At 62.6% G+C, this 26,762-nt stretch carries 28 protein-coding genes; 3 read left to right on the top strand and 25 right to left on the bottom strand.

Annotated elements, in window-relative coordinates; all coding sequences use genetic code 11:
- Positions 1 to 7 precede the first annotated feature (7 nt).
- The gene (locus ACW7GZ_RS11595) at positions 8 to 607 is read right to left on the bottom strand and encodes a DNA-3-methyladenine glycosylase (RefSeq protein ID WP_457002260.1); all 600 of its coding nucleotides are present in this window, start codon (positions 605 to 607) and stop codon (positions 8 to 10) included.
- A gap of 160 nt (positions 608 to 767) precedes the next feature.
- A complete protein-coding gene (locus ACW7GZ_RS11590; protein ID WP_457009335.1) occupies positions 768 to 1,355 on the bottom strand; it encodes a DUF488 domain-containing protein in 588 nt (195 codons plus the stop codon).
- Between the two features lie 121 nt (positions 1,356 to 1,476).
- Between ACW7GZ_RS11590 and ACW7GZ_RS11585 the strand changes: the two genes are divergently transcribed.
- The 3 genes from ACW7GZ_RS11585 to ACW7GZ_RS11575 all read left to right on the top strand — a co-directional run bounded on the left by ACW7GZ_RS11585 (position 1,477) and on the right by ACW7GZ_RS11575 (position 3,845).
- On the top strand, positions 1,477 to 2,037 hold the full coding sequence (locus ACW7GZ_RS11585) for a DUF2058 domain-containing protein (RefSeq protein ID WP_457009333.1): 561 nt from the start codon (positions 1,477 to 1,479) through the stop codon (positions 2,035 to 2,037).
- A 150-nt stretch (positions 2,038 to 2,187) separates the two neighbouring features.
- The gene (locus ACW7GZ_RS11580; RefSeq protein ID WP_457009331.1) at positions 2,188 to 2,547 is read left to right on the top strand and encodes a helix-turn-helix domain-containing protein; all 360 of its coding nucleotides are present in this window, start codon (positions 2,188 to 2,190) and stop codon (positions 2,545 to 2,547) included.
- The gene (locus tag ACW7GZ_RS11575) at positions 2,544 to 3,845 is read left to right on the top strand and encodes a type II toxin-antitoxin system HipA family toxin (protein ID WP_457009329.1); all 1,302 of its coding nucleotides are present in this window, start codon (positions 2,544 to 2,546) and stop codon (positions 3,843 to 3,845) included. Before ACW7GZ_RS11580 ends, ACW7GZ_RS11575 begins: the two co-directional genes overlap by 4 nt.
- Before the next feature lie 95 nt (positions 3,846 to 3,940).
- Here ACW7GZ_RS11575 and ACW7GZ_RS11570 read toward each other — a convergent pair whose 3' ends face one another.
- From ACW7GZ_RS11570 to ACW7GZ_RS11460, 23 genes are all read right to left on the bottom strand, one after another.
- Entirely contained in the window at positions 3,941 to 4,474 is a 534-nt protein-coding gene (locus tag ACW7GZ_RS11570) for an outer membrane beta-barrel protein (RefSeq protein WP_457009327.1), read from the bottom strand.
- Between the two features lie 256 nt (positions 4,475 to 4,730).
- Positions 4,731 to 6,077, bottom strand: coding sequence for a phosphomannomutase (locus ACW7GZ_RS11565; RefSeq protein WP_457009325.1), 1,347 nt, complete (start codon positions 6,075 to 6,077; stop codon positions 4,731 to 4,733).
- A gap of 102 nt (positions 6,078 to 6,179) precedes the next feature.
- Positions 6,180 to 6,668: a VanZ family protein gene (locus tag ACW7GZ_RS11560; RefSeq protein ID WP_457009323.1), complete on the bottom strand. Its 489-nt coding sequence runs from the start codon at positions 6,666 to 6,668 to the stop codon at positions 6,180 to 6,182.
- A 21-nt stretch (positions 6,669 to 6,689) separates the two neighbouring features.
- Positions 6,690 to 7,268: a GNAT family N-acetyltransferase gene (locus tag ACW7GZ_RS11555; protein WP_457009321.1), complete on the bottom strand. Its 579-nt coding sequence runs from the start codon at positions 7,266 to 7,268 to the stop codon at positions 6,690 to 6,692.
- Positions 7,265 to 7,963 (bottom strand): sugar transferase, encoded by a 699-nt coding sequence (locus ACW7GZ_RS11550; protein ID WP_457009319.1) that lies wholly within the window; start codon positions 7,961 to 7,963, stop codon positions 7,265 to 7,267. Before ACW7GZ_RS11550 ends, ACW7GZ_RS11555 begins: the two co-directional genes overlap by 4 nt.
- Position 7,964: 1 nt before the next feature.
- Positions 7,965 to 9,152 carry a UDP-N-acetylglucosamine 4,6-dehydratase gene (locus ACW7GZ_RS11545; RefSeq protein WP_457009318.1) on the bottom strand — a complete coding sequence of 396 codons (1,188 nt, stop codon included), beginning with the start codon at positions 9,150 to 9,152 and terminating at the stop codon, positions 7,965 to 7,967.
- Positions 9,149 to 10,306 carry a LegC family aminotransferase gene (locus ACW7GZ_RS11540; RefSeq protein ID WP_457009316.1) on the bottom strand — a complete coding sequence of 386 codons (1,158 nt, stop codon included), beginning with the start codon at positions 10,304 to 10,306 and terminating at the stop codon, positions 9,149 to 9,151. The genes ACW7GZ_RS11545 and ACW7GZ_RS11540 overlap by 4 nt, the downstream gene beginning before the upstream one ends.
- A 17-nt stretch (positions 10,307 to 10,323) precedes the next feature.
- Positions 10,324 to 11,478: a glycosyltransferase family 4 protein gene (locus ACW7GZ_RS11535; protein ID WP_457009314.1), complete on the bottom strand. Its 1,155-nt coding sequence runs from the start codon at positions 11,476 to 11,478 to the stop codon at positions 10,324 to 10,326.
- Positions 11,475 to 12,551, bottom strand: a complete 1,077-nt coding sequence (locus ACW7GZ_RS11530; RefSeq protein ID WP_457009312.1) for a glycosyltransferase family 4 protein — start codon at positions 12,549 to 12,551, stop codon at positions 11,475 to 11,477. The genes ACW7GZ_RS11535 and ACW7GZ_RS11530 overlap by 4 nt, the downstream gene beginning before the upstream one ends.
- Positions 12,552 to 12,564: 13 nt before the next feature.
- Positions 12,565 to 13,452, bottom strand: a complete 888-nt coding sequence (rfbA, locus tag ACW7GZ_RS11525; RefSeq protein ID WP_457009310.1) for a glucose-1-phosphate thymidylyltransferase RfbA — start codon at positions 13,450 to 13,452, stop codon at positions 12,565 to 12,567.
- Positions 13,449 to 14,513 (bottom strand): dTDP-glucose 4,6-dehydratase, encoded by a 1,065-nt coding sequence (gene rfbB, locus ACW7GZ_RS11520; protein ID WP_457009308.1) that lies wholly within the window; start codon positions 14,511 to 14,513, stop codon positions 13,449 to 13,451. The genes rfbA and rfbB overlap by 4 nt, the downstream gene beginning before the upstream one ends.
- Entirely contained in the window at positions 14,510 to 15,763 is a 1,254-nt protein-coding gene (locus tag ACW7GZ_RS11515; protein ID WP_457009306.1) for a hypothetical protein, read from the bottom strand. The genes rfbB and ACW7GZ_RS11515 overlap by 4 nt, the downstream gene beginning before the upstream one ends.
- Positions 15,764 to 15,934: 171 nt before the next feature.
- On the bottom strand, positions 15,935 to 16,819 hold the full coding sequence (locus ACW7GZ_RS11510) for a glycosyltransferase family 2 protein (protein WP_457009304.1): 885 nt from the start codon (positions 16,817 to 16,819) through the stop codon (positions 15,935 to 15,937).
- 1 nt (position 16,820) lies between these two features.
- Complete coding sequence (locus tag ACW7GZ_RS11505; RefSeq protein WP_457009302.1) at positions 16,821 to 17,912, bottom strand: polysaccharide pyruvyl transferase family protein; 1,092 nt, start codon at positions 17,910 to 17,912, stop codon at positions 16,821 to 16,823.
- Between the two features lie 21 nt (positions 17,913 to 17,933).
- Positions 17,934 to 18,878, bottom strand: a complete 945-nt coding sequence (locus tag ACW7GZ_RS11500; protein ID WP_457009300.1) for a glycosyltransferase family 2 protein — start codon at positions 18,876 to 18,878, stop codon at positions 17,934 to 17,936.
- 1 nt (position 18,879) lies between these two features.
- The gene (locus ACW7GZ_RS11495; protein WP_457009298.1) at positions 18,880 to 20,379 is read right to left on the bottom strand and encodes an O-antigen translocase; all 1,500 of its coding nucleotides are present in this window, start codon (positions 20,377 to 20,379) and stop codon (positions 18,880 to 18,882) included.
- Positions 20,376 to 20,843, bottom strand: a complete 468-nt coding sequence (locus ACW7GZ_RS11490) for an acyltransferase (RefSeq protein ID WP_457009622.1) — start codon at positions 20,841 to 20,843, stop codon at positions 20,376 to 20,378. Before ACW7GZ_RS11490 ends, ACW7GZ_RS11495 begins: the two co-directional genes overlap by 4 nt.
- 122 nt (positions 20,844 to 20,965) lie before the next feature.
- Entirely contained in the window at positions 20,966 to 22,054 is a 1,089-nt protein-coding gene (locus ACW7GZ_RS11485; RefSeq protein ID WP_457009296.1) for a DegT/DnrJ/EryC1/StrS family aminotransferase, read from the bottom strand.
- Positions 22,051 to 22,941 carry a WxcM-like domain-containing protein gene (locus tag ACW7GZ_RS11480; protein WP_457009294.1) on the bottom strand — a complete coding sequence of 297 codons (891 nt, stop codon included), beginning with the start codon at positions 22,939 to 22,941 and terminating at the stop codon, positions 22,051 to 22,053. The genes ACW7GZ_RS11485 and ACW7GZ_RS11480 overlap by 4 nt, the downstream gene beginning before the upstream one ends.
- A gap of 20 nt (positions 22,942 to 22,961) precedes the next feature.
- Positions 22,962 to 24,245, bottom strand: a complete 1,284-nt coding sequence (gene tviB, locus ACW7GZ_RS11475) for a Vi polysaccharide biosynthesis UDP-N-acetylglucosamine C-6 dehydrogenase TviB (protein WP_457009293.1) — start codon at positions 24,243 to 24,245, stop codon at positions 22,962 to 22,964.
- A complete protein-coding gene (locus tag ACW7GZ_RS11470; RefSeq protein WP_457009292.1) occupies positions 24,242 to 25,657 on the bottom strand; it encodes an O-antigen ligase family protein in 1,416 nt (471 codons plus the stop codon). The genes tviB and ACW7GZ_RS11470 overlap by 4 nt, the downstream gene beginning before the upstream one ends.
- Before the next feature lie 77 nt (positions 25,658 to 25,734).
- Positions 25,735 to 26,175: a hypothetical protein gene (locus ACW7GZ_RS11465; RefSeq protein WP_457009290.1), complete on the bottom strand. Its 441-nt coding sequence runs from the start codon at positions 26,173 to 26,175 to the stop codon at positions 25,735 to 25,737.
- A gap of 156 nt (positions 26,176 to 26,331) precedes the next feature.
- A complete protein-coding gene (locus tag ACW7GZ_RS11460; RefSeq protein WP_457002227.1) occupies positions 26,332 to 26,757 on the bottom strand; it encodes a hypothetical protein in 426 nt (141 codons plus the stop codon).
- Between the last annotated feature and the right edge of the window lie 5 nt (positions 26,758 to 26,762).

Below are 26,762 nucleotides of genomic sequence, written 5' to 3'. Positions count from 1 at the left end.
GCAGGAACTACGCGATCCGTCGCGCCGAGACGTGCAGGTTGCCGGGGACATGGAAGCGCCACGGGAGTTCAACGGCGCGGCTGATCCCCACGCGCGGCCCGGTGGCCGGCTTCAACGGCGGCGGGGTGCCGTCGTCCACGATCGCCACGCCCTGCGCGCCCGTGACCAGGTCGGCGCCGTCGTGCTCGCGGGTCAGGCCCATGGCTTGGGAGAGCTTGCCCGGCCCGCTGGCCAGGTCGCGATCACGGCGCGCCGCCGGGCGCAGCACGCGCATCGCATCCAGCCCGCGCAGCGGCTCCATGCCCCGCAGCAGCACGCCCCAGCCCACGCCCGGCTCGCCGCAGACCGCGTTCGAACCCCAGTGCATGCCGTAGGTGAAGTAGACATACAGATGCCCCGGCTCGCCAAACATCGTCGCATTGCGCGCCGTCTGCCCGCGGAACGAATGCGCCGCCGCGTCCTCGCTGCCGGCGTAGGCCTCCACCTCCACGATGCGCCCCGCACGCCCGTCGGCCCGCACCAGGATCTTGTTCAGCAGCTCCGGCGCCACCAGCGCCGGATGCCGCCGATAGAAGTCCCGCGCGAGTGTCTTCCAGGAGTCGTCCACCGACCCATTGTGCCAAGGACCCACCCCTGTCGCAGCCTTCCCTGTGGGAGCAGCTATAGCTGCGATCCAGCGTGCAGACACGACCTGGTCAGCAGATGCGGGCCAATCAGCAGATGCCGGGCGACGTTGGTCGCAGCTGTAGCTGCTCCTACAAATGCGGTCATGGCGGATCGAACAGGCCGCCTTGGGCGGGCGGGTAGATCAGCAGGTCGCCGCTGGGGCGGGCGTCGGGGTGCATCGGGTGCGGCTGCACATGCTTCGCGTCCATGATGTGCAGCACCTCGGTCCCGCGATGCGTCAGCACATCCGACACCAGCCGCCGGTGGCAGCGCCACCACACCGCTTCGGCACACATCAGCGCGGTGGGCGTGCGCGCCGCAAGGTCCAGCGCCAGCGCCAGGCCTTCGGCGAACTCCGCGCTGGCCAGGTGATCGGCATAGCCCTGGAACGACGCGTTGCGCCACGCACCGTTGGGCGAACCGGGCTGGACCTTGCGCCGGCCACCCAGCTGCGGAACCCACTGGTATTGCAATCCGGCGGCCGGCAGGGCTTTGGCCATCTCCTCGCTGGCAAACCACGGATAGCGGCGGGAGCCGGGGAAGCGGCGCACGTCGGCAATCGCGCCGATGCCCTGGGCCGCGAGCATGGCCAGGTAGTCCTCCCACGTGCGAGTGGAGTGACCCGCGGTCCAGACCGTGGGGCCAGGACCAGCGTCGGGATCTGTCATTGGCCGAATGGCATGTTGCATCGGGCCATTACACAAAACGCCGCGTCGGCATCGTGTGTGCCGCCCCCACGCGCCCGGCCAGCGGGCACAGCCCGACCCCGGCCCACTATCATGGCCAGGCATCCACACCGGGCGAGACGACATGGCAAAGGCGAATCCACTGCAGGAACAGTTGCTGAAGGCAGGCCTGGTCAAAAAATCCAAGGTGGCCGAAGTGGCGCGCGAGCAGCACGTGGCCCGCCACACCAGGGCCGCAGCGGCGGCCGCGCCCAGTGACGCCGCGCTGGACGCCGAACGCACCCGTGCCGAAAAGGCCGACCGCGACCGCGCCCTTGCCGCCGAGCGCAAAGCCCAGGCCCGCACCGCCGAGCTGCGCGCCCAGGCCCGGCAGATCATCGAAGACAAGAAACTGCCGCGCGCCGGCGACAGCGAATACCGCTTCAACGCCGACGGTGCCATCCGCACCCTGCTGATCAACGACGAACAGCGCCGCCTGCTGGCCTCCGGCGCACTGGTGATCGCCCGCCTGGGCGAGCGCCATGAACTCCTGCCGCGCGCCGCGGCCGACAAGGTCCGCGAACGCGACCCCGGCGCGATCGTGCTCGACCACGGCCAGGCCGCCGACGCCGAGCCCGCCGCCTCAAGCTCCGAGGACGACGCCTACTACGCGCAGTTCCAAGTGCCCGACGATTTGGTCTGGTGATGCGCGCGTAATGGGGAGACCAAGCGATCAAATACGAACCATTGCACCGCTCTGAAGCAGATAAGGCCCATATACGAAACTTTGACCTGGACAAATTGAAGGTTCAATATACGAGCCATTATTCCTGAGCGAGCAAGTGACGGTCTATATATGAGCTCACTCGAACAAGCGGCGACCAACGTCGAAGCGTCCCTCCGCGCCTTCGGGGCGCGCGTGGCGCAACTGCGCCTGAGCCGGAATATGACCCAGGCCAGCCTGTCGCGGGAGTCCGGCGCGTCCGTCAGCAGCATCAAGCGGCTGGAGGCCGGGGGAAACACCTCGCTGGACACACTGCTGCGCGTGCTCGGGGCCCTGGGCCTGGGCGACCGCCTGCTCGACGCCCTGCCCGACCCCGGCGTCCGCCCCATCGAACGCGTCAAACTCGGCGGCCGCGAACGCCGCCGTGCCAGCGGGACGCCGGACACCCCCAAGGCAACCGATTGGGCCTGGGGCGAGGACGCCGAATCTTGAGCGACGCCACCGTCCGCCTCTGGGGCCGCGACATCGGTGCCGTGAGCTGGCTGGCCGATCGCGCAATCGCGGTCTTCCAGTACATGCCTGACTTCGCCGCCAGCGGCATCCAGCTGGCGCCGGTCATGATGCCTGCCGGCCGGGCCCCCTTCGAGTTTCCCGGCCTGCCAAAGGACGCCTTCAAGGGCCTGCCCGGCATGCTCGCCGACTCCCTGCCCGACAAGTTCGGCAATGCGCTGATCGATGCCTGGCTGGTCGCACAGGGTCGCCCGGCCGAGAGTTTCAACCCGGTCGAACGCCTGTGCTACATCGGCACCCGCGGCATGGGCGCACTGGAATTCCACCCCAGCCTGTCAGGCAGCCCGCGGCAATCACGCAGGGTCGAGATCGACGCCCTGACCCGCTTGGCCAACGATGTCCTCAACCAGCGCGAACAGCTGGCCGGCGTGCTGATGGGCGAAGACGACCGCCGCGAACTCGAGGACATCCTGCGCGTGGGCACCTCCGCCGGCGGCGCGCGCGCGAAGGCGGTGCTGGCATGGAACCCGGAGACCGGCGAGTTCCGCTCCGGCCAGGTGAAAGCCGGCGAAGGCTTCAGCGCCTGGCTGATGAAGTTCGACGGCATCTCGAACAACCGCGACAAGGAACTGGCCGACCCACAGGGCTTCGGCCTGATCGAGTACGGCTTCCACCTGCTCGCGGTCGCCGCCGGCATCGACATGAGCGAATGCCGTATCCATCGCGAAGGCGGGCGCGCGCACTTCATGACCCGCCGCTTCGACCGCGGCGCCGATGGCAGCAAGCTGCACATGCAGTCGCTCGCCGCCCTGCGCCACTTCGACTTCAACGCCGCCGGCGCCTATTCCTACGAACAGGCCGTGGAAACCATCCGCCAGCTTGGCCTCCCCGCGCTGGATATCGAACAGCAGTTCCGCCGCGCGGTGCTGAACGTGCTGATCCGCAACCAGGACGACCACGTCAAGAACATCGCATTCCTGATGAACCGCCAAGGCGAGTGGCGCCTGTCGCCGGCGTTCGATGTGAGCTATGCGTACAACCCGACCGGCAGCTGGACGCACCAGCATCAGATGAGCCTCAACGGCAAGCGTGATCATTTCAAAGCCGCGGACCTGATCGAGTTCGGGGCGTTCTGCGGCATGAAGTCCGCGAAGGCGCGCGAGCTTGTAGCCGAGGTTCGCACGCAGGTCGAAGACTGGATGAACTTCGCCGACCAGGCCGGCGTGCCGGAAAGCCGCGCCGCAAAGATCCAGCAAGCAATGCGCCCCCCCCTCCTGTAGGAGCAGCTATAGCTGCTCCTACAAAAGCCTTCCTGTCCATAACGAAACAGGCCGGGGATGTCCCCGGCCTGCCTTTTCACCCTGATCCGCGAAGATCAGAAGTCGAAGCGCACCTGCACCTGCGCCAGGTCCACGTCGGCGTCGTCCATCTCGAAGCGGCTGTACTCGCCGCGCAGCGCGAAGGTGTCGGTGAAGCGGTACTGCAGGCCCAGGCCGTAGGTCGGGTCGGTGCCGTCGTCGCTCGCACGGCCGATGCCCGGGGCCCTGAGGTCGGCGTCCCAGCTGTGGAAGCCGCCCTTGGCGTAGCCCGAGAACTTCTCGGTGAACGGCAGCGTGCCCACCGCCACCAGCGAGACCGTGTCGGCCTCCAGCGATGCAACGCCGCTGATGTCGATGTCACCGAAGTCGGTATAGCCCAGCTCGACGCCCCAGTTCGGATGCATCTGGTAGCCGCCGAAGGCCTGGAATCCGGTCTCCTCCTCGTCCAGCCAGCCCTCGTCGATCATCGACTGGCCGACGCCGGCGCCGGCATACCAGCCCACGGGCTCCGCCGCGTGCGCGGCACCAAAGGAGGCCGCACCCAGGGCGGCGGCAAGGACGGTACCGGCAAAGATCTTCGTGGTGTTCATGGTGGAACTCCTGCGTTGTTGACTGATGCCTACAACATGGAGACCACCAAACTGGAACAAAGTGGCATTTCAGCCACTAATCGTTCCATAAATAGCCTTTCTTTTGTGGGAGCGGCTATAGCCGCGATCGTCATGGCGGGGAGCATTCGCAGCTATAGCTGCTCCCACAGAAGCCGCTCCCTCCTGGTCCGCTCGATGAAGGCCTCGACCGGCGGACTCGCTACACGGTTCCCGCCTCAGCGAGCCCCTCCCACCCTCACGCCATCAAGATCCCGCTGATCTCCTCCACCTTCTCCTGCAGCAACGCCGCATCCCCCCGGGTCTCGATGTTCAACCGGATCAGCGGCTCGGTGTTCGAACTGCGCAGGTTGAAGCGCCACGCGCCAAAGTCCGCCGACAGCCCGTCGGTGTCGTCCAGCTCCGGCTGCAGCGCACTGAAATGCGCCAGCACCGCCGCGATCGATGCCGGTGCATCCGCCACGGTGAAGTTGATCTCGCCGCTGCACGGGAACTTCGCCATCCGGTCTTCCACCAGCTCCGCCAGCGACAGTCCGCTGGTCGACACCAGGGCCGCGATCAGCAGCCACGGGATCATCCCGGAGTCGGCGTAGGCGAACTCGCGGAAGTAGTGGTGCGCGCTCATCTCGCCGCCGTAGATCGCGTCTTCGGCGCGCATCTTCTCCTTGATAAAGGCGTGGCCGCTCTTGCACAGCACAGGCGTGCCGCCGGCCTCGTGCACCATCTCCACCGTGTTCCACAGCAGCCGCGGGTCGTGCACCACCTTGCCACCCGGGTGGCGCGCCAGCAGCGCCTTGGCCAGCAGCCCGACCAGGTAATAGCCCTCGATGAAGCGGCCGCCGCCGTCGAAGAAGAAGCAGCGGTCGAAGTCGCCGTCCCAGGCGATGCCGAAGTCGGCGCCGTGTTGCTTCACCGCATCCGCGGTGGTGGCGCGCGCGTCGGGCAGCAGCGGGTTGGGGATGCCGTTCGGAAAGTTGCCATCCGGCTCGTGCTGCACGCGCACGAACTCGAACGGCAGGTGCGGCGCCAGCAGGTCGATGATCATGCCGGCGCCGCCGTTGCCGGGGTTGCTGACGATCTTCAACGGCTTGAGTTCGATACCCGCGACGTAGCCGAGCAGGTGCTCGATGTAGGCCGACTTGTCGGTCATCGCGCGGCTGCCGCCCGTGCCCTGCCCCGGCGTGAAGTCATCCGACAGCGCGCGGTCGCGGATGGTGAACAGCCCGGTGTCGGCGCTGATCGGCCGCGCGTTCTCGCGCACCAGCTTCAGGCCGTTGTAGTCCATCGGGTTATGACTCGCCGTCACCATCACGCCACCGGCCGCACCGAGGTGATCGGTCTGGAAGTAGACCTCTTCGGTGCCGCAGAGGCCGATGTCGATGACCTCACGGCCGGCTTCGCGCAGGCCCTGCGCCAGCGCGGCCTGCAGCGAAGGGCTGCTCAGGCGGATGTCGTGTCCGATAACGACCGCACCGGGGCCGAGCAGCTCAGAGGTAGCGGCGCCGATGCGCGCCGCCAGGGTTTCGTTGAGTTCACCGGGCACGCGCCCGCGGATGTCGTAGGCCTTGAATGCTTTCGATGACACGGGTGTGCTCCAGCGGTGCGGGGACCCGGATCATACCGGTGGTCCCCGAAGCCCACGGCTCCTTGCGCATGTCACGCTCGAACTGACCGCCCTACGCCGCGGTCAACTGCTCCCGCGGCTGCCGCGGCCTCCGCGTACGGTGCTGCTCACGACCGTGATGCCAACGCCAACCAGTAGCCCGGCCATGCCGCCCGCAAGATTCAACAGGACGTCATCGACCCGCGGTTCCCTGCCAGGCGCCAAGCCTTGCGCCAGCTCCGCCGCAACCGCAAGAAATACTATCAACCCCCAAGCCCTCCAACCGCGGAGATCCGGGCGGCACAGCCACACCAGCAACCCCAACCACACAAAAATCACGAAGTGCGTCCAGTCGGACACATCCCATGGTGTGCCGGCAGCCACCCGGCGCAACGCGCCGACTCCTTCCTTCCCGATGAGCCCGGTAATCTGCTCGCCCGGCAGGAACAACAGCGCCGAGACCGCCATCGCGGAACCGAACAAGACCCAGCGCGAGGCAGGGCCGCTACGCCAGGCCAGCAGCAACCCGACAGCCAGAGCCATCGCGCCAAGCAACAGATCCGACGCGCCCATCAGCCGTTCCAGCCGCCGGGATCAGACCCGCTGCACATAGACCTTCGAGCGCTCGCCGCCATGGACTTCCACCTCACCGGCCACATCCGCGCCCATGCGCTGGTAAAACCGATGCGCTGGTGCCAGCGCTTCGCCTACGGTGATGCGGAACGCATCTACTCCGCGGTGTCTAAAATCCTCTATCAACCGGCTATACAGACGGTCGGCAATGGCCTTCCCGCGCCACTCGGGAGCCACCGCAATGCTGAGCAACTCGGCCTCCGGCAGGCCTTCGGGCACCACGCCAGCGCTTGAGTACCGCATGATCTCCAAGATGCGTCGCACCTTGGCCGGGCGGACCAGCGCCGGGGCGATCGCCAAGGCAAGCCGCACGGGGCTACGCAGCATCCGCTTGTAGATCGCGCCCATCCCGGTGCCGCCGGTGATGAACCCCTGCACCTGGCCTCCATCCTCCTCGACAAGCAGCGTGGTTTCCGCGGCGCGGTCGATGGACTCATACATCAACGCCAGAAACCCCTCCCCCAGGGTGGCGAGGAACCCCTGATCCAGGCAGCGCACATGCAGCCGCGCGACCTGGCGATAGCGCTCCGCCGGGGTCATTGCGGGGTCGGGGTTGCGGTGCCTTGGGCACCGCCGGCAGCCACGAGCTCCGGCGGCGGCACGGGCAGGCCGCGAAACACGCGCCACGTGACGTCGGACCCGGGTACAAGCACCACCCACGCCGTTACCGCGATACAGCGCAGGTACGTCCAAAGGCTGCGATTGGCCACGTACCACTCTTCCAGCGCGCCCTTGTACGGCATGATCACGTCGTCATAAAAGCGCTCGGGTTCGGCGCTGGCGTGCATCAGCTCTTCCTCGTCACGGAAGACGATGGAGCCGATGCCGGACAGTCCCGGGCGCACCTTCACGATCTCGGCTTGCGAGTGCGCCGGAAAGGCGTCGAAGCAGCGCTGCGTCTGCGGCCGCGGGCCGATGATGCTCATATCACCCTTGAAGATGTTCAAAAGCTGCGGCAGCTCGTTGATCTTGGTCTTGCGCAGCCAGCGGCCCAGCGGCAGGACCCGCGGGTCATGCTTGACGGTCACAGTCCCGGTGCCAACGTTCGGGCTGTTCTTGAGCATGGTGGCGAACTTGTACAGGCCGAACATGCGACCACCGCGGCCGATGCGCCGCTGCACGTAGAACACTTCGCCCTCGCCGCTCAGGCGCAATGCGATGGCGATGGGCACCAGCAGGGGCGAGAGCACCAGCAGGGCCAAGCCGGAAAATACAATGTCGAGCAATCGCTGCATGTCACATCCTGTTGTCGAGATATTTGCCCGTTTCCTTGTGGGCAAAGTCCGGAATCATGTGGTTGAAGAGATCGACGATCTCGGGCTTGTCCCAGGTCTTGCCCCCGCGGATCGCTTCGATCGTTGTCAGGAAATACCCCAGCCGCTCGTCGTCGAACTCCGGCTCGTTGAGGATCACGCCGATGTTTGCGAAGCGCTCCATGTCCAGCGTCTCGGCATCGGTGAAGAACTCCTCGAAGTCCTTCTCCCCGGTGGTGTCGCTGGCAAAGAAGTACACCGGCCACTTCTTGGCGGCGATCAGCTCGTCCGCACGGTCGCGGGCCTCGTCTTCGCTGCCGCACTCGTGGGGCTCGAAGCCCAGCGATTCCAGGTACCGCACCGCGATGTCGGAGAAGCGTGTCAGGTCCAGCTCTTCGCTCAGCTTGGGGAAAAAGATGTCCCGGTTCCCGCCCAGCAGGCACGAGCTCAGGCACAGCTCACCCGACTCCTGCGGCGTCACAAAGTAGCGCCGCACGTCATTGGGCGCCGAAATCGGCTGCCGCTTCGCAAAGCGCTGGTTGAACCCGTGCAGCAGCGAACCATCGGAGAACGCCACGTTCGCAAACCGCGCCGTGGAGATCGGCAGCTCCAGGCTGGCGCGCATCAGGAACATCTCCATGATCCGCTTGCTGGCGCCCATCATGTTTACCGGGTTGGCGGCCTTGTCGGTGGACACGCAGAAGTACTTGCGCGCCCCGCCCGCCTGCGCCTGGGCGATGGTGCTGATGGTGTTGAGCACGTTCACCTCGATCAGCCGCATCAGGGTAAACGGGTCCTTCTCGCTGCGCACGTGCTTGAGCGCGGAGAGGTTGAGCACGTAGTCGTAGCCCTGTCCGGCCGCCATGAGCGCGGCGAACTCACGGCTGCCGCAGTCGATGGCGAAGGTGCGGAAATCGCCATCGATGTAGCCCAGCGTGCTGCGGATGTCGCGCACCAGCTCGACCATGTTGTTTTCGCTGATGTCGACCACGTGCAGTGCACGCGGCTTGCGTTTGAAGATCTCGCGCGTGACCGCCTGGCCGATGGAGCCGGCGCCGCCGATCACCAGGAAGCGGCTGGACTGCACCAGGCCGGAAAGCTCGGCCTCGTGGCGCTGGATGTCCGTGTCGAAGAGCGGCGCGGTGCGGCCGATCAGGTCAAGAATGTTCAAGCACGCAACCTCGGGAATTCGCTTTCAGGAACGCTGGACGGCAGATTCACCACCCGCGCCTCCAGCCAACGGGAGTTCTCCAGCCCGTCGTGCTGGCAGTGCTGGAACATGGGCAGGCGCGACATCAGCCGCCAGACCGGGCGGGTCATCACGTCGCGGCTGTTGGTGTACTGCAGGAAGGCGTCGCGCTCCTCTTCCGATCCCAGCACGATGGCGTTCAACCAGTAGTTGGCGGTGGTGCCCGGCAGCGGGTCGACGAAGCGAATATCGGTATCGGCAAAGAACTCGCGGTAGCGCTGCGCCACCTCGCGCTTGATCTCCAGCATCTTCGGCAGCAGTTCCATCTGCGCGCAACCCAGGGCCGCGTTGAGATTGGGCAGCCGGTAGTTGTAGCCGATCTCGTCGTGCACGAACTCGTAGGGGTGCGGGACCTTGGCTGTGGTGGTGAGGTGCTTGGCGCGCTTCGCCAACGCCTCATCGTTGGTGATGATCATGCCGCCGCCGCCGGTGGTGATCACCTTGTTGCCGTTGAAACTGAGCGTGGCCAGGCGGCCGAAGGTGCCGGTGTGGCGCCCGCCGACCCAGCTGCCCAGTGACTCGGCCGCGTCCTCGACCACGCTGATGCCGTACTCGTCGCAGACCGCCACGATCTCTTCGATGCGCAGTGGGATGCCGAAGGTGTGCATTGGCACACATGCAGAGATGCGGCGGCCGGTGCCGCGGTTCCAGGCCTGGCCGTTGCGCAGTTCGGCGTGCTCAGACAGCCAGCGGCGCAGCGCCTCGGGGCTCAGACCCAGGGTGTCGCAATCCACGTCGACAAAGACGGGATGGGCGCCGGCGTAGCTCAGCGCGTTGCAGGTGGCGATGAAAGTCAGGGCTTGGGTGATGACTTCGTCGTCGCGCTGGACGCCGGCCAGCTGCAAGCTGACGTGCAGGGCGGCGGTGCCGTTGACCGTGGCGATGGCGAACTTCGCGCCGGTGAAGGACGCGATGTGCTGTTCGAACTCGACGACCTTCGCGCCCACGGAAGAGACGAAGTTGGAGTCGATGCAATCGACGAGGTACTGCTTCTCATTGCCTTCGAAGACTGGGCGATGCAGCGGAATGAAGCTTTCGCCGTACTGATCACGCACGTGGTCTACCAAACTCTGCATGTCCAAGTTCCCAACCTTCATGCCACACCCGCCCGAGCTTCCGGAGCTGCCGTAATACCCATCTCCCGCAGCATCACTGCATTGACCTTGTGCACGTCGTACTTGTCCTCTGCAATCTGCCGCGACCGTCGCCCCATGCGATGGGCGAGCGTCGGATCTTCGATGAACTTCAGCATGGCCTCCACCAGCGCATCTACCGACTGCACTGGGACCAGGAAACCATTGTCGCCGTCGATGACCGTCTCGCGACAGCCCGGGGCATCCGTGGTGATGATGGGGCGGCCCATGGCCATGGCTTCCAGGACCGTGCGCGGGGTGCCTTCGCGGTAGGACGGCAGCACGTACACGCTACAGGCCGCAATCGATGGACGGACGTCGGCCAGCTTGCCGTGGAACTCGATCGTGCCGCTGGCAACCCATGCGTCGAGCTCGTCCTGGACGATGGCGTCAGGATTCTCGTCGATCCAACCAACCAGGCCGAAGCGGGCCTCCGGGTGCAATGACCGCACGCGCCCAGCGGCTTCAGCGTACTCGCGCACGCCCTTGTCGCCCAGAAGTCGCCCGATCATGAGGTATGTAGGTACACCCTCGGGCACGCCTTCCTCCTCGAATGAAGCCACATCCACGCCTGAGCCGTTCACCACGACCGAAGGCTTTCCAGAGGGAAGTATTCCAGAGTCGCGGAACAAGGCTTGATCGTCCGGATTCTGGAAAAACACCTTATGGGCGCGAGCCAGAGCGAGGCGATACAAGCGCTGGATCAACCCTGTCAGCATACTTTTGCGCGAGCCGGTAAATGCATAGCCCAGGCCCGTTACCAGGGCATAGCGGCGTGGTACCCGGGCCAACCAGCCCGCCAGCGTTCCATAGATGACAGGCTTGATTGTGTACCCCAGCATGGCGACTGGCTTGATCTCCCGAAGCAGACGATACAAGTGAGACACCAGCTTCAGGTCGGCAGATGGGTCCGTGCCGGTTCTGCTTAGCGGGATGTCGTGGACTTCTACTCCCATGCGTTCCAGGGAAGAACGAATACGCACGCCCGATGAAAGGCCAGGCGCAGCAACGTGAACGGAAAGTCCTGCGGAAAGCAGTGCTGCAATGAGTGGCCCCCGAAACGTCAATATTGACTCGGGAAAACTCGCTACAAGCAAGAAAGATCTGTTGCTCACAGCTTCGGCTCGCTTGCGCGGACAACATCCCGCCACATCGCAGCAAGCCTTGGAGCTTGGGCCTGAACGCTATAGAACTCTTCAACAGCCGCCCTACCACGCTCTCCCATAGCCGCCCTCAACTGAGGATCCATAACTAGCCGTTCAAGCTCTACGAGCCATTGCTCATTAGAACCAGCCAGCGCTCCACACTGCGCGCGTCCTATCACCTCGATATTCATCCCAACCGGGCTGGCAACGACAGGTACACCGGCAGCCATGTACTGAATAATCTTGTAGGCGCACTTCCCCAGCTCCCATTGACTCGCTTCCAGCGGCATAATTCCGATGTCGAACGTGGATACGAGTTGCGCCTCGCGATCTTCTGACCAGTCCACTGCTTTAAACGAAGTTCCTCGCAGCTGGATCGGATCCGCACCAACTGCCACACAATTCAGACCGTATCGATTCGCAAGTTCCTTCAGAGGCTCACCCACCAAGTTCAAGTACTTCGACGTGGAAGGAGACCCTATCCATCCGATAGTGATCGGTCCTGTCAAATTCGTAGCTCGAGCGACATATCTTTCAGCATCCACTACCGTGGGTACGTACTCAACACGAGGCGCTCCTGCCGCATCAGCTCGCTTCTGAATGTATCGACTTCCGGTCGTAACCAGATTTGAGCGTCGCATGATGCGGTCGATTTTGTCCCCCAGAAGGCGCTTCACAGCATTACTCCTGTGGGAGTCGTAAAGATGGAATATTGCGTCATCGAGATCGAGACTCAGGGGCACTGAGCCAGGCAGCATGCCGCTCTCTAACACCCACGGCAGCCATGGGAACGCCTCTTTCTCCAAGTGAACAAGATCGTATGACCCCGCACTACGCAGTGTGATGGCTCGCCTGACATAGGCTCTCGCAACTGAGGGTGCGGAGGTTTGACCTGCGTACTTCGCCTGCAGATACTCATCGTCCAAAAGACAATCGATGTCTAGTGCGATTCCCTCGGAACGCAAAGGCTCCAAGTACTGCATGGTCCGCAAGCGGCTGCTCGCGCCCTTCCTGCCATATTTACAAAGCGCCAAGACCTTCATCGTATTGGAGTGCTTATCGCACCACTCCGCGCTTGGCCAGCGACAACAGGTATTGGCCGTAGCCGTTCTTGGCCAGCGGCACGGCCAAGCGCTCGAGGTCGGCGTCGTCGATCCAGTCGTTCTGCCACGAGATCTCCTCGGGGCAACACACGCGCAGCCCCTGGCGGGCTTCCACGGTCTCGATGAAGTTCGAGGCCTCGATCAGCGACTGGTGGGTGCCGGTGTCGAGCCAGGCGTAGCCGCGGCCGAGCTGCTCGAGGTGCAGGCTGCCTTCATCGAGGTAGCAGCGGTTGAGGTCGGTGATCTCGAGCTCGCCGCGCGGCGAGGGCTTGAGCGAAGCCGCGAAGTCGCTGGCGCGGCCATCGTAGAAGTACAGGCCGGTGACGGCGTAGTTCGAGCGCGGGTTCACCGGCTTTTCTTCCAACCCCACGACCTTGCCGTCAGCGTCGAAATCGGCCACGCCGTAGCGCTCCGGATCGCTGACCCAGTAGCCGAACACCGTCGCCCCGTCCTGGCGTGCGTCGGCGCGCTTGAGGATCTCGGTGAAGCCGTGGCCGTGGAAGATGTTGTCGCCCAGCACCAAACAGCTCGGCTTGCCACCGACAAACTCGCGGCCGATCAGGTACGCCTGCGCCAGCCCGTCGGGGCTCGGCTGCACCGCGTAGCGGATGTCCATGCCCCACTGCGAACCGTCGCCGAGCAGCTGCTGGAACAGCGCCTGCTCGTGCGGGGTATTGATGATCAGCACTTCGCGGATCCCGGCGAGCATCAGCGCGCTCAGCGGGTAATAGATCATCGGCTTGTCGTACACGGGCAGCAGCTGCTTGCTGATCGCTTGGGTGAGCGGGTACAGCCGGGTGCCGGAGCCGCCGGCGAGGATGATGCCGCGGCGCGACGTCATGCCGCCGCCCCGATGCGCTCGAGGCGGTAGCTGCCGTCCAGCACGCGCTGCACCCAGGGCTGGTTGTCGAGGTACCAGTCGACCGTTTCGGCGATGCCGCGCTCGAAGCTGTACTTCGGCTCCCAGCCCAGTTCGTCACGCAGCTTGGAGGCATCGATCGCATAGCGCCGGTCGTGCCCCGGACGGTCGGCGACGTAGGCGATCTGCGATTCGCGCTGCTGGCCGTCCTCGCGCGGACGTCGCTCGTCGAGCAGCGCGCAGATCGTCTTCACCACGTCGATGTTCTGCTTCTCGGCGTTGCCGCCGACGTTGTAGGTCTCACCGACGCGCCCCTTGGCCAGCACGGTGCGGATGGCCTCGCAGTGGTCGCTGACGAACAGCCAGTCGCGCACCTGCTTGCCGTCGCCGTACACCGGCAGCGGCTCGCCGGCCAGCGCCTTGGCGATCACCAGCGGGACCAGCTTCTCTGGGAAGTGGTACGGGCCGTAATTGTTGCTGCAGTTGGTGGTCAGCACCGGCAGCCCATAGGTGTGGTGGAACGCCCGCACCAGATGGTCGCTGGCCGCCTTGGTCGCCGAGTACGGCGAGTTGGGCGCGTAGGGCGTGGTTTCGGTGAACAGGCCGGTCTCGCCCAGCGAGCCGTAGACCTCGTCGGTGGACACGTGCAGGAAGCGGAACGCGTCCTTCGCGGTACCTTCCAGCGCCTTCCAGTAATCGCGCACCGCTTCCAGCAGCGCCAGCGTGCCCACGACATTCGTCTGCACGAACGCCGCCGGGCCGTCGATCGAGCGGTCGACGTGGCTCTCCGCGGCGAAGTTGATCACCGCGTCCGGGCGGTGCTCGGCGAGCAGGCGCGCGACCAGCGCGCCGTCGCCGATGTCGCCCTGCACGAACAGGTGGTCCGGGTTGTCACGCAGCGAAGCCAGCGTGTCGCGGTTGCCGGCATAGGTGAGGACGTCGAGGTTGACGACGCGCACGCCGGCCGCCACGGCCTCGAGCACGAAATTACCGCCGATGAAACCGGCGCCGCCGGTGACAAGCCAAGTCTTCCTCCCGCTCATCTAAACCTCCCATGTTCATCAATAATAAGCGAGTCGATTTGTTCCTCACGCAGATGAGCTACCGATCGCGCCGAGGACTGTGCGCAAGCAGGCCTAACCAGAAACCACACGATAGGCAGCGCGAACATCCATTGCAGCGTAAATGCCTCGATATACGGATTCGTATTCGAAGCCAACACCGCGGATACAAACCCGACACCGAGGAACAAGTCGAGCTCAGAAAGAGAGCGATTTATCGCCAGTCTACAAAAAGCCGCAAAGCACATAACGAAAGCAACGGAGTACACCAACGCACCTATCAAACCAACCCGAAAGAGCGTCGCAACCCACACCATCTCGTAGCGCCACGGGAACGTATAGCTCCGAATATAATCAACGCCGACGCCATGACCCGCACCGAGCCCATAATGTTCTCCGACGCCTTCTAGCAGCGCCCGAGCCTGCTCCGAGCGGGCGGATCCACCCCCAGAGGACAGCTCGTCCCAAAACATTCCCACGATTAGGCTTATGTCAACGTCGGTAAACACAGGAAGCAAGAAAGCAACACTCAACACGCCAAAGGCAACAAACAGCACGCCCTTCGACATTCTAATGAAGCTACGGCGCCTGCCATCCGATCCGCCCGCAAGACGCCCTTGAAAAACAATTCCAAGCGCGGCGCCAAGAGGAATCGACATTATTAACGCAGAACGTCCCGAGGTGATCGCAGCAAGTGCCAACCCCCCCAATAACACTGCTCGAAGCACGTTCGAACGAATGATTCCAGGTGATGCGAAAAGGCCAGACGTAAAGAATATGAGAGCCCCATACACGTGCATGGTAGCCCCCGCATAACCGTCTTTGTAATTAAGGTTGGCACCCTCCCTAAAAAAGGAGACGGAGCTCGAACCAAAGCTAAAATACAAGAAGTAAAACAGGGCGACGCTTGCGGCCGCAAGGAGACTAACACTAACAAACACCCGCTCAAGTGCTTCTGCACTTGCAATTTGGACCATAGCGGCAAAGATAATAATCCATAGCAGTGGCGAAACGACGTAAATGACAAGAATCTGCCACATCGCCTCCAAAGGCGCCCCGCTATTCATACCAATCCCCATATAAAACAACGTGACTATGGAAACCAGCAGGTGAACTGCAAGCAAACGAAACAGCTTTTTCGTCCACTTGACCAAGCTCAGGCCCAACACAAATGAAGACATCAGGCAGGCAATCGTAGCCACTTGCAGTGAGTTAGGAACCACCATTGCCAAGAACAGCAATCCAGAAAGAGAAACCCAAAATACAACTCGCAAGGCAAAACGAGGCCGTCCCTTAGAAAATCTCGTTGGTAGTTGAATCACCTTCGACCCCGCGTGAGTGGGAAAACAGGCAAAAGCTGTGATTCCTTAGCTAGCATTTGCCAGACAAGCCGCTAAAAGAATTCATGGCTGACCGCGACGAGAAGAGCGCCTTTGACTGCGGCGAGCCTTTGATCCCAACAGCCTTAGCCCATACAGAGCCCCGTACCCTAACCAAGGCAGATTGCGAACGGTAGCCTTGGCTCCATCCGCAAGATATCCCGCTAGTACATAATCCATAATCAGCAAGAAAAGCAGCTTGCCCAAATAAACACGCTCACTACCGCGAGCCTGAGGAAAATCGTACCGAGAAAAGCGCTCGTTTAATGGAATGTATGAATGCACACTACGATTCTCAGCAGAACGACGGTAAACGGCAGTGACGCGGCTTGAGAACACCAAGGGGCTACGGGTAGTGCGAAACAGCCGATACCAGAACTCAACATCCTCGCCGTAACGATAACTTTCGTTATAACCACCAACATCCCGAAACGCGGACGCCTTTAACGCAAAGCTGGAAGAGCTAAGGAGTCCGTCCGGCAACGCAGCGCGCGCAAAATAATCTTGGTACACATCGCTCTGAATCAGACGCGGCTCTAGGGAGCATGCCCGATCATCGGAGAAGGTAGTTGCAAATACAACCGCAGGATCCGCGCACTCCTTGATAAGACCTGCCAAAGTAGACAGGTGATTCGGCAGCCAAAGATCATCCGCGTCTAAGAAAGCAAGATACTCTCTCCTCGAATGCCCTACTGCATGATTTCGCGCGCTCGAGACACCACCATTTTCCTTCTTCAGAACTATAAGCCGCGAGTCATTAATACTCTCTATCTGCCGAAGAGAGTTATCGGTCGAGCCATCATCGACGATGATCAGTTCGAAGTCGGGAAAATCCTGCGCAAGGACGGAGAGCGTCGTACTTTCGATCGACAGCTCCTTGTTGTATAGCGGAATAATTACGCTAAACATTTCAGGAAAACTCGAAGTTGAGCATCGCCGCTTCCCGCGCACCCGTTATACCCGTAGGCGCACTGTATTCACCGTTCAAAGAACCAGCCAAGTGACGGGAAAATTCAGATACCCCCGCCTCCCCGTTGGCCAGGCGGTAGGCTTGAAATCCTACGTCATCGAGAAAGTCAGTACACTTTTGATGATACTCGAGCAGGAAGAATGCCGTCTGAGCAAAACAGGCAAATACGGCCGCGTGAAGGCGGATCGAAACCATCACATCGCATTCTTGGACTAATCGGTACGTTTCTCTGACAACTGGCGAATACTTGATTATTTCGATACTTTCGCCCCCTATCGCATGGGCTAGGCGACGAGTGATCTCCTCGTCTCCGAACTCGGGGTGCCCGTTGAAAATGAACAGCCTGAACCTAAGGGGGCCACTGTAGTCTTTTTTCAGCTGAACCAGCGAGTCCTTAAGGAAGGTGAACCTCTCTTCTTCTTGTTCCAGTGAGCCACCCGAATAGCGTTCGTAGTAGCACGCGGCCACCCCCACTACCTTTTCGGGTTGCTGTAACACGCAACACTGAGTCTTATCCCCATATATCGCTGGCAACAGCGCAGCCAAGTCAAAGGCCAGCACGGGTGGACGGGGAAGATCATAGGAACTTGCGATTTCGAATGACCGCGCGTCGCGCAGGGCCAGATAGTCAAGTGACCGAAGATAGTTGATTGTACTTTTCTCTGCCGCAGAGTCTTTGTATGGACCCAGGGAAATACCGATTGCCGCAGTCTTGCCTGCGACATGCAAATCCTTCTTGAGCTTTGCATAGGTGCGAGGGTCTGTAAGCGAGAGGGATGAGTGAAAAGTTGAGCCCCCCGCAGAGATAAAGTAAGACGACCTTAAAATAAATGAAACGGCACGAGCGAAAGATAAGTAACCGTCATACGGATAGAAAACATCCGCAGGGGTGTTGATGATTGGCAGCGAACGAGCGAAAAACAAGGGCTTGGCTTGCTTGAGGAGCTTCGTCACCCCCCATGCGGCAACTTCACAGAAAGCGTCGTCACCGGTGTTAAATGCCCCATAGTATCCAGTCAGTACTGTCGTCATAAATTCGCAAACCAGCTCAAGTTAAGATCGCGCCGTCTTGAATGATTGACTGAGGAGCCAGGTCTTCTCGCGCAAGCTGAAGCCGTTTTCGATAAGCAGGTCGTAGTACTGCTTAATTTCAAACCGCTCGCCGAGGACACACTTCCGTTGGAGGGATCTAAAGTGGCGTCGACTCGCTGCCCACTTGTAGAATCTACAGATCTCACTTTCGGACAGCAATCCACTAGTTGCAGCCCGCGAAAGATCCAAGAAGTATTGGTTGAATATCAAATCTACATTCATCCGAGCAAGACCTTCTGCAGTGCTGATGTTGGCATCATGACGTCGATACCGTATGCCCTTGCTAGAGGACAAAACATTCGTACCGCAAAGCAACGACCGAAGGAGAATAGGAGTGTCCTCGGTGGGGCAGTCGGGTTGGAGAGGGCCGAAGAAATCAAATAATTCCCGCCTGAATGCTCGAGAAGCCCCCATAGTTTTCGAACTTCCATCCAGTAGGTGCTCGAGGGACTGGGTGACAGCTCTTGTATCCGCGACTAGAATTTCTCCGGACGTTGATGAGTGGTCATCGATCACGTCTGCAGAGAGCAATACGGCCTTGGCATCGGGGAACTCACTAAACAGTTCCACAGTGAGAGATACGCGGTTAGGTAGCGAGACATCATCGCCAGCTGCAATAACGATTATCTCCCCTTTCGCCGCTGCAACAACCTGATTGACATGAGCAGTCAGTCCCAGATTGGTCTCATTACGCCTCAGTGATACGCAGCGGTCACCGCTGTATTGTTCGAGAACTGCACACATGCGTTGATGAGTGCTGTCCGGCGAGCAATCATCAGAAATGAGAATTTCGAGGTTCCTATAATCCTGTGCCAGCGCGCCTTCAACCGCCTCCCGGATATATTCTTCCTGGTTGTAGGCGATCAGCGCGAGCGTAACCAATGGGGACTGCATCAATTCTGTCAACTTAGGCTCCAACCAATTTCCGCATACCGGGCACGCGACGTATCCAACGAACCACTCTGTGCTCAACACCCAACCGCGACACCAACTCGCGCATGCTCCACAGTCCTCCGACCATCGCCAACAGCGCCCCCAACGCCATGGCAGGAATATCGGACAACAATCGATTGGCTGCCAGCGCCATGCACATTAGCGCACCGGAGATCAGCATCATACGTAGTACTGCTGCGGACCAGCGGTAGCCGATTAGACGGCGCCCCACCCATGCCATACCTGCCGTGTAGAGCAAGTAGCTAAGGGCAAACGCATACGCTGCACCGACCACTCCTTGAGTCGGTACCAGCCATGTTGCTAGTACCGCCTGAATGGCTAGAAACGTCGCCTCTGTGGCCATGACCCAGCGCCCTGCACCCATTGATAGCTGGATGAATCCCATCGGCCAGGACAACACTCGCCCGAACACACCTAGCACCATCCACACAAGCACATCGGCCGCTGAGGCGAACTTGCTCGAATACAGCGCCCACACTACCCACTTCGCGAAGGCTAGCGTGACGAGCAATCCCGGCAGCGCCAGCAGGATTCCGATTTCGGTCTGCTCATTAACGGCGCGAATCGCGGCCGCACGGTCGTGGATGACCACTGTGAGCCGCGGATAGAAGTCGGTACCCATCGCGCCCAGGACGAATCCAGCGAACAGTCCGGACAGTGCCCACGCTGCCTGATAAATCCCGGCAGCATCCACCCCCAACGTCCGTGTGATCAGCGTGCGGACGTACAAATCCAGAACAAGAGTCAATACTCCGCCCCACATCATCGTGACTCCCAGCCCAAGCAGGGGCTTTGCCTCTGCTATTGCGTGCGGCCAGTCCATCGCCACTGTGGGCACCTCGACGCGTCTCGCGAACCACCAACTGCACAGCAAGGTGATGGCCGCATTCGCTAACAGCACTGGCACGATACCGTCCTCGCGCAGCCATGCGTACAGGCCTAGAGTTACCGCCGTATTTAGTATTGCCGCCGCTACCTGCACGCGAGCAATGTCGCCAATTCGACGCAATCCCTGCAACAATCCTAATTGCCCATTGCTGACCGCGGTGAGCATTAACATGCCGCCCAAAATCGCTAGCGCCCATGCGTGCTCCGTCGATTGGAACATCCAGCGACTCAAGGGAAGCGCCAGCGCAATGCTGGCAAGCCAGCCCAATGCCCCTGTCACCCACACCAAACGACGCAACGTGCGAATCGTACGGCCAACGGCCAGCGGATCGGCTTTGCCCTGTGCCTGCACAATGGCGCGCACTGAACTGCCCTGTAAGCCAAGCCCAGTCAGGGCTCCCAGCAGGCTAGTTGCCGAAATATAGAGGCCGATCAATCCAACGCCTGCCGGCCCCAAAAGCACCGCCACCACTTTCACCCGCAATAGAGCGACGATGTAATTGATCGCCTGCGCACCGCCAATGATGGACGACGAGCGCAGTATTTGACCATAGGAGTTTGTCACGGCGAAAGTTCGCGAATCACTCTCGCGGGAACGCCTGCTGCAATTACATTCTCTGGCACGTTGCCGGTCACAACGGAGGAATTGGCGATAACAGACCCACTCCCAATGCGCGCCCCTTTCAGGACACGAACGTTGGAGCCCAAGAATACGTTGTCACCGATATACACAGGGGCCGCCCATTCATGTTTAGAGCGACTCCGGTCTCGTATGCCTATTCCGTGGAAATCGCTATCGAGGACTTCAACATTAGCACCGATCAAGCAGTTCCTGCCGATAACTATTGCGGTGTGATCCGCAATGCAGCTAAACCCATTATTAATCCACGTACCTCCACCTATCGTAATAGACGCAGTTTCGTTGCGAGCCTCTAGATAAGCATACGAATCCAAGAACGCGGGTGATGGAAATACTCCGATGCTGACATTGTCCTCGAAGACAATTTTCCCACGCCCAGCGACCTGCATTGGTTGATAACGTGCAGGGCGCCCGACGAAGTGATTAGTGGATAACAACGAATACCAACCAACCCGTGCACGCTGGATCATGCGCATAAACAACAACGCGCTGCGTCGTTTGACACTTGATATCAGCATGTGACTGCTTCCACCACAGCGACCACATGCTCCTTAAGAAGATGCGGCCCCATCGGCAAACTCAACGCCTCAGTCGCCATCCGCGAGGCGATCGGGAACGCCTTTGCGTCAAAGCCCGCATGTGCGTACGCCGCCTGCCTGTGCGGCGGGATCGGATAATGGATCAACGTGCCCACGCCCGCCTCGGTCAGCCGCTGTTGCACGGCTTGGCGCTCCGGGGTCCCCACCACGAACAGATGCCACACGGGTTTAGCCCACTCCGGGACATGCGGCAACACCAATGCCGTGCGTTCGAGACCTTCTAAATACGCGGCTGCTACTTCAGCACGACGATCATTCCAAGCATCCAAGTGCGCTAGTTTGACTCGCAGGACCGCAGCCTGGAGCGGATCTAGACGACTGTTAAAGCCCTGCACCTCGTTAACGTACTTGACCCGCGACCCGTAGTTTCGCAGAACGCGGATTCGGTCCGCGATGTCTCGATCATTGGTGGTGACAGCACCACCATCCCCCAGCGCGCCCAAGTTCTTGCCGGGGTAGAAGCTCCACGCGACCGCATCACCATGCGAACCAATTCGCTCGCCTTTGTAACGTGCGCCGTGCGCCTGTGCGCCGTCTTCCAGCACGCGCAATCCGTGCTTACGCGCGATCGCGAGGATCGGCTCCATTTCCGCTGGCTGCCCATACAGGTGCACCGGCAGGATAACTTTGGTGCGCGAGGTGATGGCCGCGTCGATCAGCGAGGGATCGATGTTGTACGTGCGCGAGTCCGGCTCCACGGGAACCGGGATCGCCCCACACTGGCTGACCGCCAGCCACGTGGCGATATAAGTATTGGACGGTACGATGACTTCGTCGCCAGGGCCCACATCCATCGCCCGCAGCGCCAGGTGCAACGCATCCAGGCCGTTGGCGACACCAATGGCGTGCTTCGCGCCGCAATAGGCGGCGTACTCGTTCTCGAAACCCTCGACCTCGGGACCAAGGACGTACCAGCCACTATCAATCACGCGCGCGATAGCGGCATCAATCTCCTCGCGAAGCTCGATATGCGGAGCCTTCAGGTCTAGGAATGGAATCATGCGCCCGCTCTCGCCAGACGTACGAACTCGTCGTAATCCCGAATGTAGTCGTCCGCTTCGTAGTAGTGCGAAGCGAAGACCAGCAACACGGCGTCCGGCGAATACTTGTACTGGATACCCCACGTCATTGGGGGGAGGTGCAAGCCAGCATCGGGACGATCGAGGACGTACTCACGCCTAGTATGGCCGTCATCCGCCACGACGTTCACGCTTCCAGAAACGCAAACTAGGAACTGGTGGCATTGCTTGTGCGCATGCTCACCCCGCGTCTCGGCACTCGGGACATTGAACACCATGAAGTAGCGCTTAGCGGCGAAGGGCACGGATCTTTCGAACTCGCCAACCGTCAGGCTCCCTCGGATGTCGAGCACGCGGGGAAGCTTGCGCAGACGCGGCTCTCCCTCTGCCGCGCTTGCCATAGCCTCGGCAGCCTGAACTGCCGGCTGTGTTGCTGCGTCAACGTACCCCACGATGCGCGCCGGATTACCGATGACGATCGCGTTAGGCGGCACCGAACGAGTCACGACTGCGCCGGCGCCCACCATGGCCCTTCGACCAATCCTGACTCCGGGTAGGATGGTGGCATTCGCACCGATGGAAGCCCCCTCGCCAATATCGGTAGTCGCAAAGGTATTCGGATGCGTCTTGCTGCGCGGGAACTTGTCGTTCGTGAAGCTGGCATTGGGGCCGATGAAGACATCATCCGCCAGTTGAAGCCCGTCCCACAGCTGGACCCCGGACTTCACCGTGACCCGGTCACCCAACACCACATCGTTTTCGATCAGACAATGCGAGCAGATGTTGCAGTCCGATCCGATTACCGCACCCGGCAGGATCACCACGAACTGCCAGACCCGCGTACCCTTACCGATTTTCGTCGACTGCACGTCGGAAAGTGGGTGGATTATCACAGCCGCCCATCCACTGCTTCCCGCGGCAACACATACTTCACGTCATAAAGCACCGCTCCCGGCTTGCCATGCGCGCGTATCCCCGCCGCACCCAGCTTCCGGAACTCCTCGTGTCCCACCGCCACGATGATCGCGTCGTACTCACCCTCGCCCGGCTTGCACAGCGACAGCCCGTACTCATGCTTCGCCTCGCCCGCATCCACCCACGGATCGCATACGTCGACGCGCGCGTTGTAGCCCTGCAGCGCACCGATGATGTCCACAACGCGCGTATTCCGCAGGTCCGGGCAGTTCTCCTTGAACGCCAGCCCCAGGATCAGGATGCGCGCGCGCACGGGGTTGATCCCGTTGCGCACCATCAGCCGGATCACCTCGCCGGCCACGTACGCGCCCATGCCGTCGTTGGTGCGGCGGCCGGCCAGGATCACGTCCGGGTGGTGCCCCACTTCCTGCGCCTTGTGGGTCAGGTAGTACGGATCCACGCTGATGCAGTGCCCGCCCACCAGGCCCGGGCGGAACGGCAGGAAGTTCCACTTGGTGCCGGCGGCTTCCAGCACTTCCAGCGTATCGATGCCCAGCTTGTTGAACAGGATGGCCAGGTCGTTGACCAGGGCGATGTTGAGGTCGCGCTGGGTGTTCTCGATCACCTTGGCGGCCTCGGCCACTTTGATGCTGCTGGCCTTGTGGGTGCCGGCGGTGATGATGCTGGCGTACAGCGCGTCCACGAAGTCCGCGGCGGCCGGCGTGGAGCCGGAGGTCACCTTCATGATGGTGGTGACGCGGTGCTGCTTGTCGCCGGGATTGATGCGCTCAGGCGAATAGCCGCAGAAGAAGTCGACGTTGAACTTCAGGCCGCTCTCGCGCTCCAGGATCGGGACGCACACCTCTTCCGTGCAGCCGGGATACACGGTGGACTCGTACACCACGGTGTCGCCGGGCTGCAGCACCTTGCCCAGCGACTCGCTGGCGCGGCGCAAGGGAGTGAGATCCGGACGGCGGGCGCTGTCGATGGGCGTGGGCACGGTGACCACGTACACATTGCAGTCGCGGATGCCTTCCAGGTCGCAGGTGAAGCCGAGCTGCGTGGCGCTGGCCAGGAGCTCTGGCTCGACTTCAAGCGTGCTGTCGCGGCCGGTGCGCAGCTCTTCAACGCGCGCGGCATTGATGTCGAAGCCCACGGTGTCGTACTGCTTGCCGAACTCGACCGCCAGCGGCAAGCCCACGTAGCCGAGGCCCACCACGGCAATGCGGGTGGCCTGCGGCGAAGGAAAGTCACTCATTGATCCGGATCCCTTTGCATGATTGGCGTGTCCCGCGCTGTGCGCGGGGCCTTAGCCCTTGAACGTCCCTTGTCGCTGCCTGCGGCCTGTGCCGCGGCGATTCCTGCCAGTGCCGCCGCCACCGCCAGCATGGCCGGGGTGCGCAGGGGGTAGTCCACCAGCGAGTGCGCCAGTATCGCGCCCAGCGCCACCAGCGCGGTCATGCCCAGCCCGCGCATCTGCGCCGGCTGCCGCAGCAGTCCAAGCAAGGTGAGTGCCAACGCCACGGCGCCCAGCAGCAGGGTGACCATGGCGGGCACGCCGGCCTCGAGCCACCACTGCGCGTATTCGTTGTGGGCGTGGTTGACGTAGTTGGCCATCAGCAGTTCGCGCGGGGCTTCCTGCTCGAACACGGGCACGTAGCTGCCCACGCCCGCGCCCATGGGTGCGAAGCGCGCGGCGATCTCGCCGGTGAGCGCGCGCAGCGGGCCGCGCAGCTCGTCGATGGCGTCCACCTGCATCCAGCGCAGGGCCAGGAACAGGGCCAGCGCGGCCACGGCAAGGCTGGCGGCCAGGGCAATCCGGCTGCGGGTGCCGCCGCGCCAAGCCGGCCAGTGCACGGCCACCACCAGGGCGCAGGCCAGGATGATCAGCGCCACGCCGGCGCGCGAGCCGGTGAGCGGCAGGGCCACGGCCGCAAGCAGCATGACCAGGGCGGCGACGGTGCCGTGCATCAGGCGGTGCGGGCGGCCTTGCGGCCAGGCACCGGCCACCATCGCCAGGCGCGCGCAGGCCAGGGTGGCCGCGACCACCAGCAGGGTGGCCTGGTGGTTGGGATTGGCGAAGAAGCCGTTCATCGCCGGCTTCCACTGCGGGTAGGGATTGAGCGGGCTTTCCTGGGGGGCGCCGATCTGGGCCACGCCCAGCAGCAGGCTGGCCACGGCCAGCACCACGATCAGCTGCGCCAGGCGGCGGTGGGCGGCAGGCGGCAGGGCCAGCGCCATGGCGAAGATGGCCAGCGCCGGCAGCAGTTGGAACCCTGCGGCGCGGGTGGCTGCAGGGGCCAGGCTCCAGTGCGCTGGCGCAGTGACGCCGAACAGCGCAAGGTCCTGCCCCAGCGCCGCCCTGCCCTCGCCGCCGGCCACGGCCGCGGGCAGCACGGCCTGCAACAGCGGGATGGCGACCAGCGCCGCGGCAAAGGCCCCCCAAGCGAGGTGCACCAGGCCGGCGGGGCGCTTCAGCAGCAGCCAGCCGGCCCAAGCCAGCAGCGGCAGCGCCAGCAGTTGGGCAACAAAGCTGCCGGTGCCTGACTCCTGCGAGCTGCCGCCGGACAGCACGCACAGCACCAACAGCGCACACGCGGCGGCCAGCCTCGCGCGTGCGGCCCTGTCTTGATGCTGGTGATGGTGTGCGTCGGCAGTTGCGCCGTACATGGTGCTCCGCCCCTGGAAACGAAAACGGGACGGGTTAAACCCGTCCCGCAGTGCACCCTATGTCAAAACCGGAAGGGTCAGCGGCTGACCGGCGGCGGCGCAACGTAGGGCTGCTCGTCCATGCTTTCAAGGGCGGCGGCACCAAGCACGGCAGCGCCGCTGATGATGCCCACGGCGCCCATGTCCACGCCTGCAGCGGTGGAACCGGCGGCGGTGCCGGCAGCCGGGCTGCTGGCGGCGGCAACGCAGGTGGCGGGCACGCCGTGCACGCCGGCGGCGCCGAGCGCCTGGGTGCAGCCGTTGAGATAGACCAGGGTGGCGCTGCTGCCTTCGGTCAGCATCACGCGGCTGCCCGGGGCCAGCTGGGTGCCGGAGGCGGCGCTGGTGAACTCACCACCGGTGCTGACCATGGCGCTGCCGCTGTCGATGCGGAGCGTTGCGGACTCACTCTGAGCGAGCGCGGGTGCGGCGAACAGCGTGGCCAGCGCAGCGGCAATCAGGAGGCGATGGGTTTTCATGGAGTCCTTCCGGTGTTTCGTATGGGGTGGCGCATGTTGCGCCGCATAGAGACTACGGACATGGGGGCGCTGGCGCAACCCTTTTTACGTGACGATTTTGTGAATTTTGTCCGTAATATCAGCAACATGCGACGTTCATGTGAAGCTTGCGCGCATTCAGCGGCTGACTGGCGGAGAGCCCCCGCCGCCGCCACCGCCAGCGGCGGCCGCGATCACCGCCACGCCGCCGACAATGCCCGCGATCACACGGCCGTCCACGCCCCGGCTGCTGTCGGCAACGCAGTCGGCGGCCACGGTGTAGACCCCGGGGGTACTCATGGTCTTCTTGCAGCCGTTGGCATAGCCGAGGCTGGCGCTGCCACCCTCTGACACCAGCACGCGCTGGCCGGGAGCAAGCACCTGGCCGCTGGCGGCCTGGGTGAACTCGCCGCCGCTGCTGACAAGCACCGAGCCGCTTTCCACGCCCAGCAGGATGCCGGGATCGGCCGCCGGCACGGCGGTTTCAGGCGCATCCTGCGCAGGCGCCGCAAAGGCGGCCAGGGCAAGCGTGGTGAAGCTCAAAACGGCGACGATGTGGCGCATTCGGG

Source organism: Luteimonas sp. A537, from assembly GCF_054052065.1.
The sequence above is the reverse complement of the archived record's forward strand: the minus strand, read 5'-3'. Positions and strand labels throughout refer to the sequence as shown.